Source organism: Levilactobacillus spicheri DSM 15429, assembly GCF_001435095.1.
Taxonomy (GTDB): Bacteria; Bacillota; Bacilli; order Lactobacillales; family Lactobacillaceae; genus Levilactobacillus; species Levilactobacillus spicheri.
In genome coordinates, this window is the sequence record NZ_AZFC01000018.1 from 30,864 (window position 1) to 49,251 (window position 18,388).

12 protein-coding genes are annotated in these 18,388 nt (G+C 55.7%); 1 reads left to right on the forward strand and 11 read right to left on the reverse strand.

Annotation, left to right across the window (positions count from 1 at the left end; all coding sequences use genetic code 11):
- Window positions 1-68: 68 nt before the first annotated feature.
- From FD37_RS07220 to FD37_RS07270, 11 genes are all read right to left on the reverse strand, one after another.
- Entirely contained in the window at window positions 69-848 is a 780-nt protein-coding gene (locus FD37_RS07220) for a (S)-acetoin forming diacetyl reductase (RefSeq protein WP_045806290.1), read from the reverse strand.
- A 460-nt stretch (window positions 849-1,308) separates the two neighbouring features.
- Window positions 1,309-2,286, reverse strand: a complete 978-nt coding sequence (locus FD37_RS07225) for a Gfo/Idh/MocA family protein (protein ID WP_056964446.1) — start codon at window positions 2,284-2,286, stop codon at window positions 1,309-1,311.
- A 546-nt stretch (window positions 2,287-2,832) separates the two neighbouring features.
- On the reverse strand, window positions 2,833-4,494 hold the full coding sequence (locus FD37_RS07230) for a glycoside hydrolase family 43 protein (RefSeq protein WP_056964448.1): 1,662 nt from the start codon (window positions 4,492-4,494) through the stop codon (window positions 2,833-2,835).
- Window positions 4,495-4,528: 34 nt separating this feature from the next.
- Window positions 4,529-6,007 carry an MFS transporter gene (locus FD37_RS07235; RefSeq protein ID WP_056964450.1) on the reverse strand — a complete coding sequence of 493 codons (1,479 nt, stop codon included), beginning with the start codon at window positions 6,005-6,007 and terminating at the stop codon, window positions 4,529-4,531.
- A gap of 200 nt (window positions 6,008-6,207) precedes the next feature.
- Entirely contained in the window at window positions 6,208-7,119 is a 912-nt protein-coding gene (locus FD37_RS07240; protein WP_045806286.1) for a helix-turn-helix domain-containing protein, read from the reverse strand.
- A gap of 772 nt (window positions 7,120-7,891) precedes the next feature.
- The gene (locus FD37_RS07245) at window positions 7,892-9,280 is read right to left on the reverse strand and encodes a sugar porter family MFS transporter (RefSeq protein ID WP_056964452.1); all 1,389 of its coding nucleotides are present in this window, start codon (window positions 9,278-9,280) and stop codon (window positions 7,892-7,894) included.
- Window positions 9,281-9,552: 272 nt separating this feature from the next.
- Window positions 9,553-10,926 carry a sugar porter family MFS transporter gene (locus FD37_RS07250; RefSeq protein ID WP_045806284.1) on the reverse strand — a complete coding sequence of 458 codons (1,374 nt, stop codon included), beginning with the start codon at window positions 10,924-10,926 and terminating at the stop codon, window positions 9,553-9,555.
- A gap of 636 nt (window positions 10,927-11,562) precedes the next feature.
- Entirely contained in the window at window positions 11,563-13,071 is a 1,509-nt protein-coding gene (gene xylB / locus FD37_RS07255) for a xylulokinase (protein WP_056964454.1), read from the reverse strand.
- A 371-nt stretch (window positions 13,072-13,442) separates the two neighbouring features.
- A complete protein-coding gene (xylA, locus tag FD37_RS07260; RefSeq protein WP_045806282.1) occupies window positions 13,443-14,792 on the reverse strand; it encodes a xylose isomerase in 1,350 nt (449 codons plus the stop codon).
- 623 nt (window positions 14,793-15,415) lie between these two features.
- Window positions 15,416-16,609, reverse strand: coding sequence for an ROK family protein (locus FD37_RS07265; protein WP_056964455.1), 1,194 nt, complete (start codon window positions 16,607-16,609; stop codon window positions 15,416-15,418).
- A 309-nt stretch (window positions 16,610-16,918) separates the two neighbouring features.
- Window positions 16,919-17,386: a GNAT family N-acetyltransferase gene (locus FD37_RS07270; protein WP_056964457.1), complete on the reverse strand. Its 468-nt coding sequence runs from the start codon at window positions 17,384-17,386 to the stop codon at window positions 16,919-16,921.
- Between the two features lie 154 nt (window positions 17,387-17,540).
- Here FD37_RS07270 and FD37_RS07275 point away from each other — a divergent pair, with 154 nt between their 5' ends.
- Window positions 17,541-18,374, forward strand: coding sequence for an aminoglycoside 6-adenylyltransferase (locus tag FD37_RS07275; RefSeq protein WP_056964459.1), 834 nt, complete (start codon window positions 17,541-17,543; stop codon window positions 18,372-18,374).
- Window positions 18,375-18,388 lie beyond the last annotated feature (14 nt).

An 18,388-nucleotide genomic window follows, 5' to 3' on the forward strand; every position in this document is an offset into this window, starting at 1 on the left:
TAGCAGAATAGCCGCCGTCCTCGTTTGGGGGACGACGGCTATTTTTTAAGTTATTGTAATGGTCGTGCTTAGTGGAACTGCATCCCACCGTCGACTTCGAGTGTCTGACCGGTAATGTAGTTGGAGTCTGGCCCGGCTAAGAACGCCACCCCGTTGGCCACGTCTTCCGGTTCGGAAAGACGGCCTAAGGTGATGTCCTTGGCGAAGGTCTGCATGCCCCATTCATCGCTCTTGCCGGCGTTTTGGCCGACCTTGTGGGCGATGTCGTACATCATCGGCGTCTTCACGATGCCTGGTGCGTAGGCGTTCGCGGTGATGCCTTCCGCCGCCAAGTCCCGGGCGACCACTTGGGTGATCCCCCGGATGGCAAACTTGGTGCCACTGTAAAGGGCCAGGTTCGGGTTCCCGACAACGCCGGCTTGCGAGGTGGCGTTGATGATCTTGCCACCGTGGCCGAGTTCCTTGAACTTGGCGTGAGCGGCTTGAATCCCCCACAGCGTCCCCGCCACGTTGACGTGGTACACCGTGTCGAATTGTTCGGGGGTAATCGTGTCGATGGGAGTCGTTGGACCCAGGCCGGCGTTGTTGACGATCACGTCAAACCCGCCGAGCTTGTCGGCCGTCGTGTTGACCGCGTTGAACACGCTGTCCCGATCCGCCACGTCCGTCTTGACGGCAAGGGCCTTGCCACCAGCGGCTTCGATCGCGGAGACGACCTTATTAGCATTGTCTAAATTCAAATCAGCAACTGCAACGGCAAATCCATCCTGCGCTAAACGCTTCGAAATGGCTTCACCAATTCCTTGGCCACCACCGGTAACCATTGCTACTTTTCCATTTGATGCCATATGCTAGTCCTCCTTTAAGTTAGAGAAAACCTAAGTACAGCTCCTATTCTACCAGAATCCGCGATAATTGAAAGCGATTCCTTCCTTGATATATCAACAATAATAAGCATCCATTAAACCGATTCTCAGCACGACATTTCAAACGCTGATTCAATCAAGCGGTGGCCCACACTGCCTTCGCTGCACGCCGGCGAGCAAGATGACCGAGGTGGGCACGACTCTGAAACCTCGCCAAAACCACGAGTTTCCAGAGCTCGGCCTTGATGTAACCTGACAAAGAACGTCAGCTAACATCAATTTCACCACGGTCATCAAGTCGCCTCTGTTCCGCTCCCATAGCTCATCACCATTCTGGTTGAAATGGACGCGCCGCTATCACGTAATTAATTCTTCTATATGAGAATGTGATAGCCCGCCACAGAAATACCTTGATAGACATCCGTTTAGCAGATGGAGATCCCTAGTCCCGTTCTTCCGGATACTTGAGTCCCCAGGCCGCGCGCATCGCGGTCATTAAGGTCATGGTGTCCAGTGTCCAGGCCTGCGTCGGGTTCTCCCCCGTTGCGATGGCGTGGCCCATTGCGGTGACCTCGTAGCCCATCGCTTGGTCGGTGTGGCCCGCACGGATGACGCTTTGTTCCTCGGTGGCCCCGTCCACGAAGATAGCCTGTTCCGGCCGCAGGTAGTGGTCCACGATGAAGTACCCCCGGTCGTAAACGGCGTAGCCAATCTCCGGCGCATTCGGCACCAGGTTGAACGTGAACGTCCCCAGTTCGTGGTGGGCGTTGGCGATGACGGTGGCACTTATGTCGTCCACGCCGGTCGCGGTCGGCACCATCACCGTCTTTTCCAGTTGTGGCGCGGCGGTCATCAGGCGCCGGGCAAAGCTCAGCGCGTAGATGCCCATGTCGAGCAGACCGCCGCCCCCGAGCTGCGGGTTCAACAGCCGCCCCGTGGGATTGTCGGGCAAGGTGTGCAGGCCAAACGAGGCGTGTAGCGACCGCAACCGCCCCAACTGACGCTGGCGCACCTGGGCCGCCAGTTCGTCGTACAGCGGCATGTGGTAAATGGTCTGGGCCTCCATCAAAATCAGGTGACGCTGGTCCGCTAACGCCATTAACGTTCGGAGTTGTGCGGTGTTCAGCGTCACCGGTTTTTCGGCCAGGACGTGCTTGCCCGCCAACAGCGCGGCTCGGATGTTCTCAAAGTGCACGTTGTTGGTCGTGGCGATGTAGACCACGTCGATTGCCGGGTCCGCCAACAACGCGGCGTGATCGGCGTAAACGTGGGGAATCTGAAATTTCTGGGCGAACGCTTGGCCCTTTTCCGGCGAGTGGGCGCTGGCGACGCCGTACAGCGTCTGCCCCGCTGGAAACTGCTGACAAAAGTTCTCCGCAATGTGTCCGGGGCCGATAATGCCCCAACGATAATTTGGCATGGTTGCCATTTCCTTTCTATGTTCATTGTGATAATCCTCAGTTGTAAAAGCTGGCGCTTCACGCCGGCGAGCAAGATGGTCGTGGTGGACACGATTCCGAAGCCCCGAAACCCATGGGTCTCCGGAACTCGGTCTTGATGTAATCCGGCCCAAAACGCCGAATAACATCAATTTCACCACGACCATCAAGTCGCCTCTGTTGCGCTTACCTGGTGTGGTGACCACTTCTAAACGAGGTAAACTGGCCACTACTCTCCATCTAATGCCAGCCGATGGAAGAATGATGGGACGTCCACCACCGCTAAGACTGATTCCACTAATTGGCATCAACCAGCAGAGCACTCACCCACCGTTGCTAAATCCCAATCAGCGCCGCCATCCCGCACTCATCATAGAAGCCCGCTGTGCAAAGCGCAACCAACGGGGCCATCCCCGCGCGGTCAATCATTTGATAATTTATCGAACGAACCACAAAAGAGCCCGGGATCAGCATCCCAGGCTCTTTGCGGGTAACGGTCCACCCGTTACTTCATAATGTTATCGCGATTAACCAGCCTGGTTGGGGTGCACTTCTTTCTCCCGGTCAGGATCTGGTAATTCTTGGTAGTCGAAGTAATCGAACTCGGCGGTTTGGCCGTAGCCCGCGTAATCGACCGCGGCTAAGCCCACGAAGGCTCCGGTAAAGAACCCACCGTAGTTTTGCAGCACGTAGTCATCGGATAAGATGGCCGCATCCAGTTCTACGGGGATCTCATGCCAGTCCTCACCGTCGAAGGAGTAGGCGTAGGTGTATGATTGCTTCCGCACTAACGTCTTGAACCAGACGTATTCGGTCCCGGCTGGGATCTGAATGGCGTGGTCCTTCAGGAAGGACGTGTAGTTGTTATTGTCGTTTTGGGCAATCTCAATCACCGGCCCGCGTTCCTCGTCCCGGGTGATATAGATCCAGGAGTAGTGCTTGTCGTTGTAGAAGTTGACCAGTCCGGCCATGTTCTCGTAGCGTTGGGGATCAAACTTCACCTTGGTCTCCGCATCGAAATTGAAGGCTTGCCAACGACGGGCAATCATCGACACGTCGAACGTGCTGGATAAGGAGTGGTTCCCGACTAAGGTCAACTTGCCGTTCCCCACCGTCCCCAACTTCTCGGTAAACGGTTGCCGCAAGGTGTTCCAGTTCAGGTCCAGCTTGTCGCTGTCAAAGTCGTCGTGTTGGGAGTGGTCCTTCGGTGCCTTGGTCTCGATGGCCCCCTTAGGTGCGTCCACTTCGACTTGGCCACCGTGGCCGCCAACGATTCGTGGCCAGCCCTGGTCGTCCCATTCAACCTTTTGAATAGAGGTTTCACGACCCAGCGTGCTCCAGCCCCGTGGATCATGGGAGGATTCCGTTGCGTGGTTCCACGGACGGGAAACCAGGGATGCGTAGTACCATTCACCTTCAGGCGTGTCGACCAAGGCCCCGTGACCCTGCTTTTGCAGGTAGAAGTCCGGCGTATCCATGTTGGTGATGAATGGGCCATCTGGTTCGCCCTCGAAGGACAGCTTGTCGAGCGTCTTAGAACGGGCGACCACTTCCTGGTGGGTGAAGACGGTCCCACCTTCAGCGGCGAACAGGTAGTAGTACCCGTTGATCTGGTACAAGTGCGGTCCTTCGACCAGCTTGACGTCGTCGCCGTTGTAGATGTTCCGGGCCGTTTCCGGCTTGAGCTTCATGGTCTTGGTGTCGAATTCGGTCAGGGTGATCCCGTTAAATGGATGACGGTATTCACGGTGATCCCAGGTCTGTTGGACCAGGTACTTCCGCCCGTTTTGGTCATGGAACAGGGAGGCGTCGAACCCTAAGTTGTTCAACTTGATGGGGTCCGTCCACGGGCCGTGAATGTCGGTCGCCGTGGTCAGGTAGTTTTGCACGTCCTTGAACGGTCCTTCGGTGACCTTCACGTCCGTGTAGACCAGCCAGAACTTACCATCCGCATAGGACAGGTCTGGGGCCCAGATACCACCGGACGACGGGTTACCCTTCATGTCCAGCAGCGTCGTGGTGGACAGGGGTGATGGCAACAGGTTCCAATGAACGAGGTCTTGAGATTCGTGAATCCGCACGCCAGGGAACCATTCGAAGGTCGAGTTGGCGATGTAGTACGTGTTGTTGACCCGGATGAAGCTTGGGTCGGCGTTAAAACCAGGTAAAACGGGATTTTGAATTTTCATCTTAAAAAGCATCCTTTCAGTCTAAAGTTTGCAATTAAAGTTGGTTCGCTTTCTTTTCGGCTTCGATGGCTTGGTTGATCCGCACCACTTCAGCATCGCTCAATGGGTAACGGCTCATGACCCACATCGCCACGAAGGCCAAGACGATCGGTAACCAAATCATGGACCACTGGATTCCGGCTAAGGCGCCGGCACTCTGAACGGCCTTGGTCCCGTCAAACTTGAAGAAGGCGTTGATGTACCCAGGGATGATTCCCCCTAAGGCCAACCCAATCTTGAAGAACAGCCCCATGATGGCGTTGATCATTCCGGCGACCCGCTTCTTGGAGTGGTATTCCCCGTAAGAAACGACTTCGGGAACTAAGGACCACATGTACCCGGTTGCGGCGGTGATCCCCCATTGCATCAAGAACCGACCGATGTACCCTAAGGCGATGGCGTTCTTGAAGGCTGGTAAGGACCAGACCCACAGAATCAAGGTCCCGATGACGAACAGCGTCAGGAAGATGTAGAAGAACTGCTTCTTCCCGATCTTCTTGCGGACGATTGGCCACAGGAAGACTAAGAAGATGCCGGGGATCGACCCGATCAGGTTGATGGAAGCCAACCATTCGGAGTGGCCGATGTTGTATTGCATGTAGAATGGCCAAACGGTGTTGCCGAAGAACATAAAGGTGAACCCAATCAGGAAGAAGAAGCCTAAAACTTGTAACGGCTTGTTGTTCTTGAATTCGTACCACAGGTCGGAGTACTTAACGGCGTCGGATTCTTCTTCAGTCGGTAAGACCCGTTCCTTGATTCCGGTGTAGGTCCCCATCAACATGATGAACCCGATGACCATGTAGATGGCCATGACCATGAAGTACGCTTTCCCGGCCTTAGGAGATGTATAATCCCCTAAGTTCAGGTGAATCCCGAACATCCCGATATCCTTGGACGTTGGGTTTGGTGAAGCCAGTTGAACAAATAATGGCAAGAACGTGTAAACTAACAGGTTCCCAATGTTGGCTTCGGTCATCCGGACCGTGGTCAACGTGGAAACTTCGTCGTTATCCCGCGTCAGGGAAGCGTTCAGCGCCCCGTAAGGAATGTTAACGAACGAGTAGATCAAAGCGGTCAACAGGTACGCGATAAAGGCGTACATCACGTTGCCCCGTAAGCTGGCACTCGGCAGGAAGAGCATCGCCGTCATGACCGTCAGGGGAATCCCCCCGTAGATCAGGTAAGGCTTGTACTTGCCGGCCCGGAAGTTGTGCTTGTCGACGAAGGCCCCCACCCATGGATCCCAGAAGACGTTGACCCACCGAACAATTAAGAAGATCGTTGCCCCGGCGGCAGCTGAGATGCCGTACACCGTGGTCAGGTAAAACAGTAACATGGAACCAACCGTTCCGAAGATCAGGTTTTGCGCCAAATCCCCAGCACCGTAGCTGATTCGTTCACGCCAGGATAGTTTTGCAAATTCATCTGTCGTTGCCGACTTGGTTGTTGCTGAATCTGTATTTGCAGCCATCTGTATGAACTCCCTTCAAAATAACCTCTAAGTATGGTGTCGCCCGGAAATGCGCCTTCCCGAACAACTCGTGACCATGATTGTAATAGCTATGTTTGAATCACTACAGATAGTGTAATCGCTTACACATGAAAAAGATAGATTCAGAAGTGACGCCTTTTTGTCAAATCGTGACCTTTTTCACGAAAAAATTGGGCCTTTCATTCGAAGTACCCACTGCCCTTAACCGTCCGCACACTGCGCTTTTGCCGCACTTGCTGCTGGTATTTGCTGGGGGTCAATCCCGACCATTTTTTAAATTGCTTACTAAACGCCGAGACGCTCTTGGCCCCGATCATGTGGGAGACCTGCTCGACGCTGTGGTCCGGGGACCCCAAGAGCAGTTTGGCTTTGCCGTACTTTTTATCCTCCAGGTAGTGCAGCGGCGTGATGCCGTAGACCTTGCGGAAGACCCGGTGGCCGTACCCGGTACTGATGGTCAACCGCCGACAAACGTCCTCAAAACTGCTGAGTTCCGGCTGGTCGGACTTCAGGTCGTCGGTGATCAGGGTCGCCATCGAGCGGGCCAACTGGGCCTCCCGCTCTGTGTAGCTTCGTTCGGCCTTCTTGAACTTATCGGCGTTGTGCACGATGGCATACAGGAACTTCAGGAAGACCATTTGCAGCTGTAACTGTTGTTCCTCCGCCGTGAAGGCCTTGTTCTCACTGATGCGAATGAAGGCGTGGGCGGTCTCGGACGCCATCTGGGCGAAGCCGCTGTCGGCCCGGTAGACCGAGTTGGCGACGTAGCTGATCAGCTCGGACTTCAGGGTCAGGTTCTCCATGTCGAAGTGACACGTGATGTAGGTCATCGGCGCCGTCTGACTGGCGTTTTCGTTGACGTGCCAGGTCCCCGGCGAGATGATCAGCACCTCCCCCGGCCCGTAGACCATCGGTGGAACGTTCTTCATTTCCGTCTTCTGGTACCCATCGACGATGCACATGAGTTCGAACGACTGGTGCTGCTGACCGAAGAACTGCCAACCACCTGCGACCGTGCGCATGTGGCCCCCAAACAAGCGGATACTCGATTCCAGACTTGGAATCGCCACAAAATCATTAGTCAATTTCATCCATCACCCTTCACTGTGGACTAACCAATTTGTTAATTTGTGACCTATTTCCAACCATTCCTAACTAGTTCAAAGAAAAACTAACTCGTTTATTTACTTAAATCATAACACAGTTAACCGTCTAAGAGAACGCTTACACCAGGTAATAATGTGTGCCTGCGCGCCGCCTCTCTAAAGCCCCCAAAGCCTGGTAATCCTTCAACGGATCATAACAACCGCTCCACGCCGGCGAGCAAGCTGGCCGTATAGGTGGGACGATGCCGAAGCCCCGAAACCCACGGGTCTCCGGAACTCGGCCTTGATGTAACCTGGCAAAAAACGCCAGGTAACATCAATTTCACCACGACCATCAAGTCGCCTCTGTTGCGCTGACTTAGTGTGGTGACCCATTCTCAACGGGACCAGTTGGCCACCTCCTCCATGATGACGGTGGCTTAACCCGAACCAGTACAGTGACGGTTGCGGCCACCACCCAACGTGCCCCCAACGCTTGCATCAGCTGGAGGGGCAGACAAAAATGGGCTCAGGGGTGAAATTTGTCTTAGCTGGTGTTTTGGGCCAGCTTAGACAAAGGCCGGTCTGAAAGACCTGCTCTTTGGGCTTTCAGCCGCGCCCACCCCGTTCCAGCCCGATTTTTGTCTGCCCCGGAAGCGCTGACTCCCACTCAGCCGCCCGTTAAAAACCATGACAACAGAAAGGACCGCCCTCACAGGAGCGGCCCGCATCTATCTTTTTTAATCGCTACCCAGTCCAGCCGAGTAGCGGGTGAATCCTACTTTTGCGTGGTGCTGAAGTCGGTCGTGGTCGCGGCATCGGCTTCCCCGCTGCGTTGCCGCAACGTGGCTTCGATGTCTTCCAGCGACCGGTTCCGCGTTTCGAAGACCATCTTGTGCACGAACCAGATGGACAGGAAGCACAGCACACCGTAACCGATGAACAGGCTCCCGGTGCCGAAGTAGTCCAGCAGGTACGGGAAGGTCAACGACACGATCATGTTAGCCGTCCAGTTGATGACACTGGCAAAGGAGTTTCCTAAGCCCCGGATGTTCAACGGGAAGACTTCCCCGATCATGACCCACATCACGGGACCCCAAGTGGCCGAGAAGAACGCGATGTAGACCGTCAAAGCGATGACACAGACGATGGCCGCCGCGAACGAGCCGCCGGAGAACTTCATGGCAAAACTCATGATGAACAGGGAAATCCCCATCCCGATGGCCCCGATGATCAGCATCTTTTTCCGGTCGATCTTGTCCATGATGGTCACGGCCACCGCCGTCACGATCACGTTAAAGATTCCGATCCCAATGTGGGCTAAGAGGGCCGCGGAGACTCCGAAGCCGACGTCGGTAAAGATGGTTGGCGCGTAGTACAGCACCGTGTTACAGCCCATGACTTGTTGGAAAATGGCCAGGCCAATCCCAATCACCAGTGCGGGCCGAACGGTCTTGCCGAAGAGTTCGGACCAGCCGCCGCTCACGATTTGGGCTTGCTTCTGAATCTGCGTCATTTCCTGGTCAACGGCCTGTTGGTTATGCTGGTTCATGTTGTCCAGCACGGCCCGGGCCTCATCCAGCTGCCCGGTCTTGACCAGGAACCGTGGACTTTCGGGTAAAATCAGACCACCGAAGAACAACAGGGCCGCCGGGATTGCGGCGAACCCGAGCATCCAACGCCAGCCGGTGTACATCCCGGAGAAGGTGTAGTTGGTCACGTAGGCGATGAAGATCCCGGTCATGACCATCAATTGGAACAGGCTCGAAACGGTCCCCCGTTTGTCCGCGGGCGCCAATTCGGCCAGGTACGTCGGAATCAACGCCGAAGCGGCCCCGACGGCCATCCCCAGGATGATCCGGGAAACAATCAGCGTCCAAAATTCCGGCGAGAATGCGGAGCCTAACGCCCCGACGAAGAAAATAATGGCGGAAAGCAGTAAGAGTTTACGCCGGCCGAACCGGTCGGAGGATGGGCCGATGATGGCCGCCCCCAAGATGGCCCCTAAGAGGACCGCACTGACGACCCAGCCCTGTTGCCAGGAACCCAGGTGCATTTGTTTTTGAATGAAGAGGATCGCCCCGGAGATGACCCCGGTATCGTACCCGAACAGCAACCCACCCAGGGCACCGAAGAAGTACACGAAGCCTGTTGAAATTTTGTGCATATTTTTAACTCCTTTAGATTCGAATGACTGATCGACAAAGTGTAAGTTGGTTGAATCAGCCTTTCTGTTGGTTGGTGCTGACAACCAACTAAAAGTAGTTTAGCACTTTTCAGCTGAAAGAGTAAGCGCTTTCTGGATTTTTATTGACCGGTCCCTTTTCAGGAAAGCCCCGTAACGAACACGTACCTCCCACCTTTGGCCCAGCTTGGCGGTCAAAAAAAGCCGCCGCATGCAACCCATTGCATCCAGCAGCCTTAAAATAGTTGATATGCTTATTTAGCGGTATCGGCAACGGCCGCGTGGCCCGTCGCCTTGTCGCGTAACGTGGCTTCAATCTCTTCCAGTGAGCGGTTCCGGGTCTCGAAGACCTTCTTTTGCACGAACCAGATGGACAGAAAGCACAGGACGCCGTAGCCGATGAACAGGCTCCCGGTCCCGAAGAAGTCCAGTAACGATGGGAAGGTCAGGGAGACCACCATGTTGGCGGACCAGTTGATCACGCTGGCAAAGGAGTTGCCTAAGCCCCGAATGTTCAACGGGAAGACTTCCCCGATCATGACCCACATCACGGGACCCCAAGTAGCGGAGAAGAACGCGATGTAGACCGTCAAGGCGACCACGCAGACCACGGCGGCGGTAAAGGACCCCGCCGAGAACTTCATGGCGATACTCATGACGAACAGGGAAATCCCCATCCCGACGGCCCCGATGTTCAACATCTTCTTCCGGTCGATCTTGTCCATGATGGCCACGGCAATGGCCGTCACAATCACGTTAAAAATCCCGATCCCGATGTGGGCGATCAACGCGGCCGAGACCCCGAAGCCCACGTCGGTAAAGATGGTCGGTGCGTAGTAGAGCACCGTGTTACAACCCATGACTTGTTGGAAAATCGCCAAACCAATCCCGATGATCAGGGATGGCCGCACCATTTTCCCGAAGAGTTCGGACCAGCCGCCGCTCTTCATTTGGGCTTGTTCGCGAATCTGGCTCAGTTCGGTCTCAACGGCCTGCGTGTCGTGCTGGTTCATGGTGTCCAGCACGGCCTTGGCCTGGTCGACATGCCCCGTCTTCACCAGGTACCGTGGACTCTCGGGCAGAATCAATCCCCCCAAGAACAACAGCGCGGCGGGCACGGCGGCCAACCCGAGCATCCACCGCCACCCGGTGTACATCCCGGAGAAGGTGTAGTTGGTCACGTAGGCCAGGAAGATCCCGGTCATGACCATCAGTTGGAACAGACTGGAGACCGTGCCCCGTTTGTCGGCGGGCGCTAATTCGGCCAGGTACGTCGGAATCAGCGCTGACGCGGCCCCCACGGCCATCCCGAGGATGACCCGGGAGATAATCAACGTCCAAAATTCCGGCGAGAACGCGGAGCCCAGGGCCCCAACAAAGAAAATAATAGCGGAAACTAATAATAACTTGCGCCGGCCGTAGCGGTCAGAGGACGGGCCAATCACGGCCGCCCCCAGGATGGCCCCTAACAGGACCGCACTGACGACCCAACCCTGTTGCCAGGATCCCAGGTGCATCTGGCGTTGAATGAATAAGATGGCTCCGGAGATGACCCCGGTGTCGTACCCAAACAACAAGCCGCCAAGCGCGCCAAAGAAATAAACAAATCCGGTAGATACTTTTCGCATAGCGATACTCCTAACTGTGTGGTGAGTTGTCTTGCAGATTGATTCGTGTAAGTTGGTGGCGTCAGGTTAGTTGCCGGTAACAACCAACTCGACTTGGCTAAGTTTAGCATGGATTGCCTCTCTTTGGAAGCGTTTTCTTACAAATTCATCTATTTGTCATCAAGCACCCTGACGGCACGCCAAAAGGCCGGTCTCATCGTCTTTCAACCGGTCGTTTGACAAACTATTTAGTTGATTAATGTCTCTTGAATTGGCCTAAAACTTGGTCGATTCTCTGTGCTCCACGACGGCGAGCGCGCTTTTAACCCGCACTAAAACCGCCGACTAAGGAACCTGTTGCCGGTTACGCACGGATCACCGCCGCACACGAATACCCCTGCTGGACAGCGATGCCCGTTTAGCAGCCATCCCACACTAGGTAAGCGGCACAGAGGCGACTTGCTGGCCGTGGTGAAATTGATGTTACCTGGTGTTTCTCAGCCAGGTTACATCAAGGCCGAGCTCTGGAGACCTGCGTTTTTTTGCAGGGCTTCGGAGTCGTGCCCACCTCGGCCGGCTTGCTCGCCGGCGTGGAGCGCCTGTTTTGCGTCCCGTTCCAGCCCATTTTGGTGCGGCCGGGAGCGACAATAACTCTTATTACAGGTTTTCGCGCCGGTAGTCCAGCAACTGCGCACTGATCGACTTGGTCTGTTGGTAGACCTGCTTGTAGATCTTGTGGAGTTGCGCGTACTTCTTGACGTTCTCGGGATTTGGCTCGTAGGCCTTGCCGAAGTGCACGAAGGTCTCCGCGCAGTCCTGCAGGGAGTCGAACCAGCCCAGACCGGTGGCCGCCATCATGGCCGCCCCCATGCCGGGTCCCTGTTCGTTCTTCAGGCTGACGACCTTGCGGTTAAAGATGTCGGCTTGAATCTGCAACCAGAGTGGGCTCTTGGCCCCCCCACCGATGGAAACGACGGTGTCAAAGTCCCCGCCATTTTCCTCGTAGATGTCGAAGAGGTCGCGGAACGAGAAGACGATGCCTTCCAGCACGGCGCGCACGAAGTCGTGGCGCTGGTCGGTCCCGTCGACCCCGGTAAAGCTTCCCCGGATGTCGGCGTCGGCGTACGGTGCCCGTTCACCCACGATGTACGGCGTGTAGAGCAGTCCGTTGGCCCCGACGGTCGATTTGGCCGCACTGGCAACGAAGTCCGTGAAGTCTTCGGCCGGGGCAAAGGTCTTCTTGAACCAGCTCAGCGAGTAGCCGGCGGCCAGGGTGACCCCCATGGAATAGAACTTGTCCGGAATCGCGTGGTCTTCAAACTGCAAGACCCCGTGGTAGTTGACGTCGGCGTTGTCTTCGTACTTCAAAACCACCCCGGACGTCCCGATGCTGGACAGCACCATGTTCGGGTGCAAGATCCCGGCACCGACCGCCCCGGCAGCGTTGTCGGCCGCCCCACCAAAGACCTTGGTGGCGGTGGTCAAACCGGAGAATTCAGCGTACGCCGGCGTGACCGTTCCGGCCAAGTCGATGGACTTGATCAGCGGTGGGCACATGCTCATCGGGATGTCGAAGACGTCACAGATGCGTTGGCTCCACTCGCCCTTGGCCACGTCCAACAGCACCGTCCCGGTGGCGTCGGAATAGTCCATGGCCAGGTTGCCCGTCATCCGGTAACGCACGTAGTCCTTCGGTAAGACGAAGGTCTTGGCCTGCTTCCAGATGTCGGGTTCATTTTCCTTCACCCAGAGCAGCTTGGTCAGTGTGAAGCCTTCCAGCGGCTGGTTGCGGGTGATGTCGACGAACTCGTCGCCCATCTTGGCTTCGATCTCTTCCCGCTGCGGCGTGCTGCGGGTATCGTTCCAGAGAATGGCCGGGCGCAGGACCTTGTTGTTGGCGTCCAGCAGGACCATCCCGTGCATCTGCCCGGAGAAGCTCAGGCCTTCGATGTCCTCGGCGGCCAGGTGGTCGTTTAAAATCAGCCGCACGATGGCGACCGTGGTCCCGGAGACCCAGTCCTCGGGATTCTGTTCGTTATAACCGGGTTGCTTCTGGATCAGGTCGTAGTCGAAACTCTCTTGGGCCACGATCTGACCACTGTGGTCGAGGGCGGAAACCTTGACGGCACTGGTGCCCAGGTCGACCCCCAATACATACTTTCCCATAACCGTTTTCCTCCTATGATGACGGGCGGTCGCCGCACGACTCGGATGCTGAAACCCCGCGAGCACGATCGCTTTCTTCGACACCTCATGACTCGTCCAGAATCAGCTTCAACCACGTCGCTTCGGAGCAATTCGTGTAAGTTGATCTGGAAATCCAAAAGATGACGACGAGAAAACTCTGATTCACTGTTCCTGACTGACCAGTCCAAAGGCGTCTGGAGCGAAGGTGATCGCTTGCTGTGCACTTGCACGGTGTGCCCACGGCGTTTCAGCACCCGAGAAGTCGCTCGGGGCCCGTCTTACGCAAAATGGAGAACGGACTGCCCGTCCGTCCTCCATTTTAGTTGTTTTTAGCTGTTTAAGGTCAAAGACTACTTGCTCAACGTGTCGATGATGTAGTGGTTGATCGTGTCCTTGATTTCTTCCAAGTGGTCGGAGTGCGTTGCGGCCAACAATTCGGATTGAGGCTTGTCGATAGCGTACTTTTCAAGGGACTTGAAGTCTGCCTTGCCGCTTTCGATGTCGGCACCAATGCCGGATTCGTATGAGCTGTAACGGTCCTTCTTGATTTGGTCTAAGAAGCCGTCTTCCTTCATGGCAACGGCAACCCGCAAACCAGCGGCGAAGCTGTCCATGCCGACGATGTGGCCGTAGAACAGGTCGTTTGGTTCGAAGGATGAACGACGAGGCTTAGCATCGAAGTTCAACCCACCGCGAGGGCCGATTGAGCCGTTTTCAACGACTTCGTACATTGCGGAAGTGGTTTCGTACAAGTTGGATGGGTATTCATCGATATCCCAGCCGATCAACTTGTCACCTTGGTTGGCGTCAAGGGAGCCCAGCAGGCCAGCTTCACGGGCAACGCGGATTTCGTGTTGGTAAGTGTGACCAGCCAAGTTGGCGTGGTTCCCTTCCAAGTTCAACTTGAAGTCTTTGTCCAGACCGTATTCCTTCATGAAGGCGATCGTGGTTGCGGCGTCGAAGTCGTATTGGAACGTGGTTGGTTCCTTTGGCTTTGGTTCGAGCAACATTTGTGCGTCGAAACCAATTTCGTTAGCGTAGTCCTTTGCCATGTGGAAGAACTTCGCTGCGTGTTCTTGTTCTTCCTTCATGTTCGTGTTCCAGAGTGATTCGTACCCTTCACGGCCACCCCAGAAGACATAGTTTTCAGAACCGACCCGCTTACCAATTTCCAAGCTGTGCTTCAATTGTGCGGCACAGTAAGCGTAGATGTCAGCGTATGGTGACGTTGCGGCCCCTTCGACGAAGCGTGGGTTAGTGAACATGTTTGACGTGTTCCAGAGAACCTTCATGCCAGTCGTCTTTTGGTAGTCAACAATCTTGTCGACAACCTTGTCCAGATTCTTGTTGGTTTCACGTAACGTGTCGCCTTCTGGTGCTAAGTCCCGGTCGTGGAAGCAAAGGTAGTCCACACCCAACTTGTCGTAGAATTCGAATGCGGCATCAACCTTGGCTAAGGCTAAGTCCATTGGGTCGGTGTACTTGTCGTAAGGACGTTGTGCGGTTCCATCACCAAATGGGTCCACTAAGCGTTGGTCGAACGTGTGCCAGTAGGCAACGGCGAACCGTAACCAGTCGCGCATCTTCTTACCGCCGATAACTTCGTCCGGATTGTAGTATTGGAAACCTAAACCTGATTTTTTGTCGCTGTGGCCGACGTATTGAATCTTGTCGACGCCTTTCCAGTATTCTTCTGCCATAATTTAATTAGCTCCTTTTGGTTAGTTCGTTGTTACAACCAACTTACAAAACCTATTATACACGGAACCCATTTCGGTGCAAGCGTTTTCGAGAAAAAATGACGTTTTTTTGTAACCGAATTCACGGAGTTAACTAGGCGCCGTAAGCGTGAGCCGCTTCAAAAAAGTTTTACGCTCCTTGATCCGCCTGCGGTGCTGCGCAACACGTTGCACATTTTGCTTAAAAGTAGCACCCCCAGCATGCTCAAGCCGTCACCGTACCTCCACGCCACATCAGCGAGCTGATTGGCCGGAGATGCCCCCTCTTCGCCGCTATCCCCCAGCCAGGCCACTTACCAATGTCGCCGGCTAACGCAAAAAGCCTTCTATATAAACTGACGACCGTGCCAGATTAATAGGAGGCTTTTAAAATGATCATGGATGTTATTGCCAACGTCACCGTCAGCTGGCGGGTCCGGAAAAATGGGCTTAGGGGTGAAATTTGTCTTAGTCGGCGTCTTTCAGCCGGATTAGACAAAGGCCGAGCTTCAAGACCGGGTTTCAGGGCTTGAAGTCGTGCCCACCCGTTCCAGACCGATTTTTCCGGACCCGGAAGCGCCAGCTATTGCCAACGTCGTCCCGTTCTAGGCGTTGGCCGGTGTTTCGGGGCGCTCAAAGCGCAGCTCGTAGCCGTCCAGGCCTAACGCCCGGTGGGTAATCACCGAACAGCCGCCCAGGACCGTGGCCAGACGGGCGTTGGTCGTCAGGTCGATGGTCACGTCATTGTGGGCCAACTGCTGGTACCCGGCCCGAATCTGGTCCAGCAGGTCCGGCACCTCTTCGATCAGCGGCGAGTTCAGGAAGAACGCGTCCGGATCCAGGGTCCGCATGGTGTTGTAGATCAGACTGCTGATGGCGATAGTCGCCCGTTGCAAAATCAATGTCAGGTCCGGGTCATGCTGCTGGTACAGGCGGGCGATGTCCGTCCGGTCCAGGTTGTCCTGACCCTTCTTGGCCTCGACCGCGCGGATGATGGCGTCCTCGGAGCCGATATCTTCGGCGCGAATCGGTTGGACGTGGCCCGTGGTGTCGGTGGTGACCGTCAAGACGGTCTGCCCGATTTCCCCGGCGTCCCCGTGTTCCCCGCGGAACAGGTCGCGCCGCAGGATGACCCCGGCCCCGATCCCGCGGTGGATACTGATGGTCACGGTGCTATTGAGCTGCCGCGCGCCGTTAAAGTCCCGCTCGTAGATGGCCGAGAGGTTGGCTTCGTTTTCCAGCACCACCGGCACGTGGTAGGCGTTGTGGAAGACTTCTTCGAGGTCGATGCCGTCCATGTCGATAAAGGGCGAGGTCTGTACCCGGTTCTGGTCGACGATCCCGTGAATCGAGAAGCAGATGCCCAGCAGCCCGTGGGCCGTGGTGTCGTCCGTTTGCAACTGAGCGATGTACTGCGTCATCTGGTCGATCATGTCGTGGATGCTCTGGCCCTTGGTGTCGATACGGTCGTACTTCCAGATGTGGCCGTTCAGGTTGGTCGCCAGGGCGTGCAGGTGCCGGTAGCCCAGGTCAAACGTCAGGGTGTAGCCGTAACTTTGGTTAATGGCGACCAACGTTGGCTTGCGGCCCCCCGCCGTCGAAGCGTCCCCCAACCCTAACTCAGACAGGTATCCATCGGCCATCAGGGTGTTGTACAGCGATGAAACCGTCGATTTGTTCAAGTTCAGTTGATGAGAAATTTCGATTCGGGAGGTTGGGTGGTTATTAAAAATCTGCTGCAGGACCAGCTTTAAATTCTGGTCATGTAGCTGGTTACGATTCATACTGCGCTGAACCATACACAATCCCTCCTAAAAATAGTCGATCAAGTCGGCTTATGTAAGTTCCCAACTAACTTGTTAGGAATCAAATACTACTATTACAAGTATTGTAAGCGGTGCCTAAATTTCGCTGATGGTTGGGTGAACCAACCAACCCTAGTATCACCCTCCCGTCCCTAAAATTCAACCGTTTTCCCGAATTTTGTGGACTTTTGTGCTGTCAATGGCAAAGAGGGGGCCAAAAGGCTGGCACACGTTGCGGCACCAGGTGCACGAAAAACAAAAGCGCCCGAGATTTTGGTCCCAGGCTTCCTGCTATCAATCAGGCTACTTAAGCACCTTGGCATAGTAGGACATGGAGGTCGGCCGCGGCGTCGTTGGCATCAGGTCCGGCGACTGCCCCCACTTGACGAAGCCCGCTTGGGTCAACAGGTGGTTGCTGGCCAGGTTAGCCGTCATCGTCTGCCCCATCAGGTGAGTGAAGCCCATCTTGGTGCCCCAGTCGACCAAAAAGGCCAGGAGCTCGCCGCCCCAGCCACGACCCTGAACCGCGGGCGCCACCGCGTAGCTGATGGTCGCGGCCGTGGTCGGCTGGTTGGCCAGCGTGTAGGCACCCACGGCCCCGTAGCCCTGGACCTGACCGTGTTCGATCACGACCCAGACGCCGTAGCGGTCACTGGCCGCGTGGGCGGCGAACCAGGCGGGCCGGTCGACCGGGTCCGGCTCCCCGGTCGTGGCGCGGTGAATGTCCGTGATGGCGGCTAAATCCGCCGCCGTTGCTTGTCGAATCATCATGATTGATCTCTCCTCAATGCCCCTAAAAGGTTATGGTTATATCTTTTTAGCGCTTCATTAAAATTTTTAGGGTTATAATGTTACTGGGTAGCCTATCACCTGTCAACCGGGTGGGACCGCCTAAATTCCAAATTTGAGATAGAAGGACTCCACCATGACAGATGACTTAACGACTATCCTTAAGTATGCTCAAAACCACGACTTTATTCAAGCCGTGGGGACCGAGGGGTCGACGAATGATGCCCACGCTATCGACGATTCTTGGCAAGACCTCGACGTCACCTACTTTGTCAGTGATGTCGACCCGTTCAACTTTTACGATTGGGCGCAGGGCCTCGGCGTGCCGACCATCTACCAACACAGTAGCCACCTCAACTTATTTCACACCCCTTCCAGCGACTGGCAGACCTACTTGGTCCAGTTCGTCAACAACGCGCGGGTCGACCTGAAGATCGCGCCGATTGGTGATATCACGGCCTACCTCGCCAACGATTCGCTGAATAAGATCATCTGGTCGCGCGACGCCGCCTTTCCCCAGCGCGCCACCGACGACCACACCCACCGCCAGAGTGCCCCGACGCAGGAACAGTTCAACGCCGTGCTCAACGAGTTCTACTGGTGCATCGGCAACGTTGGCAAGGGGCTGGCGCGCGGGCAATTTCTTTATGCCAACGAGATGAACAACCAGCACGTGCGGCCACAGCTCCTGCAACTGCTCACCTGGAGTGTCGCCAGCGGTCGCCCGGAGGGGTTTAATCCCGGCGCTTACGACAAGTACCTGCTGGAGGCGCTCCCGAAGAACATCGTCGTCAAGCTGGCGCGCACTTACCGCACCGACAGCCTGAAGCACCTCAAAAGCTGCGTGATGATCGAGGGCACCCTGACCATCTGGGCGCAACAGCAGATCGTCCAAAAGACCCACCTGGCCATCCCCCAGTATCTGTCGAATCGCTTGCGGCAGTTGGATGACTGGATCAACCGACTCTAAAACAAATCCCCGAA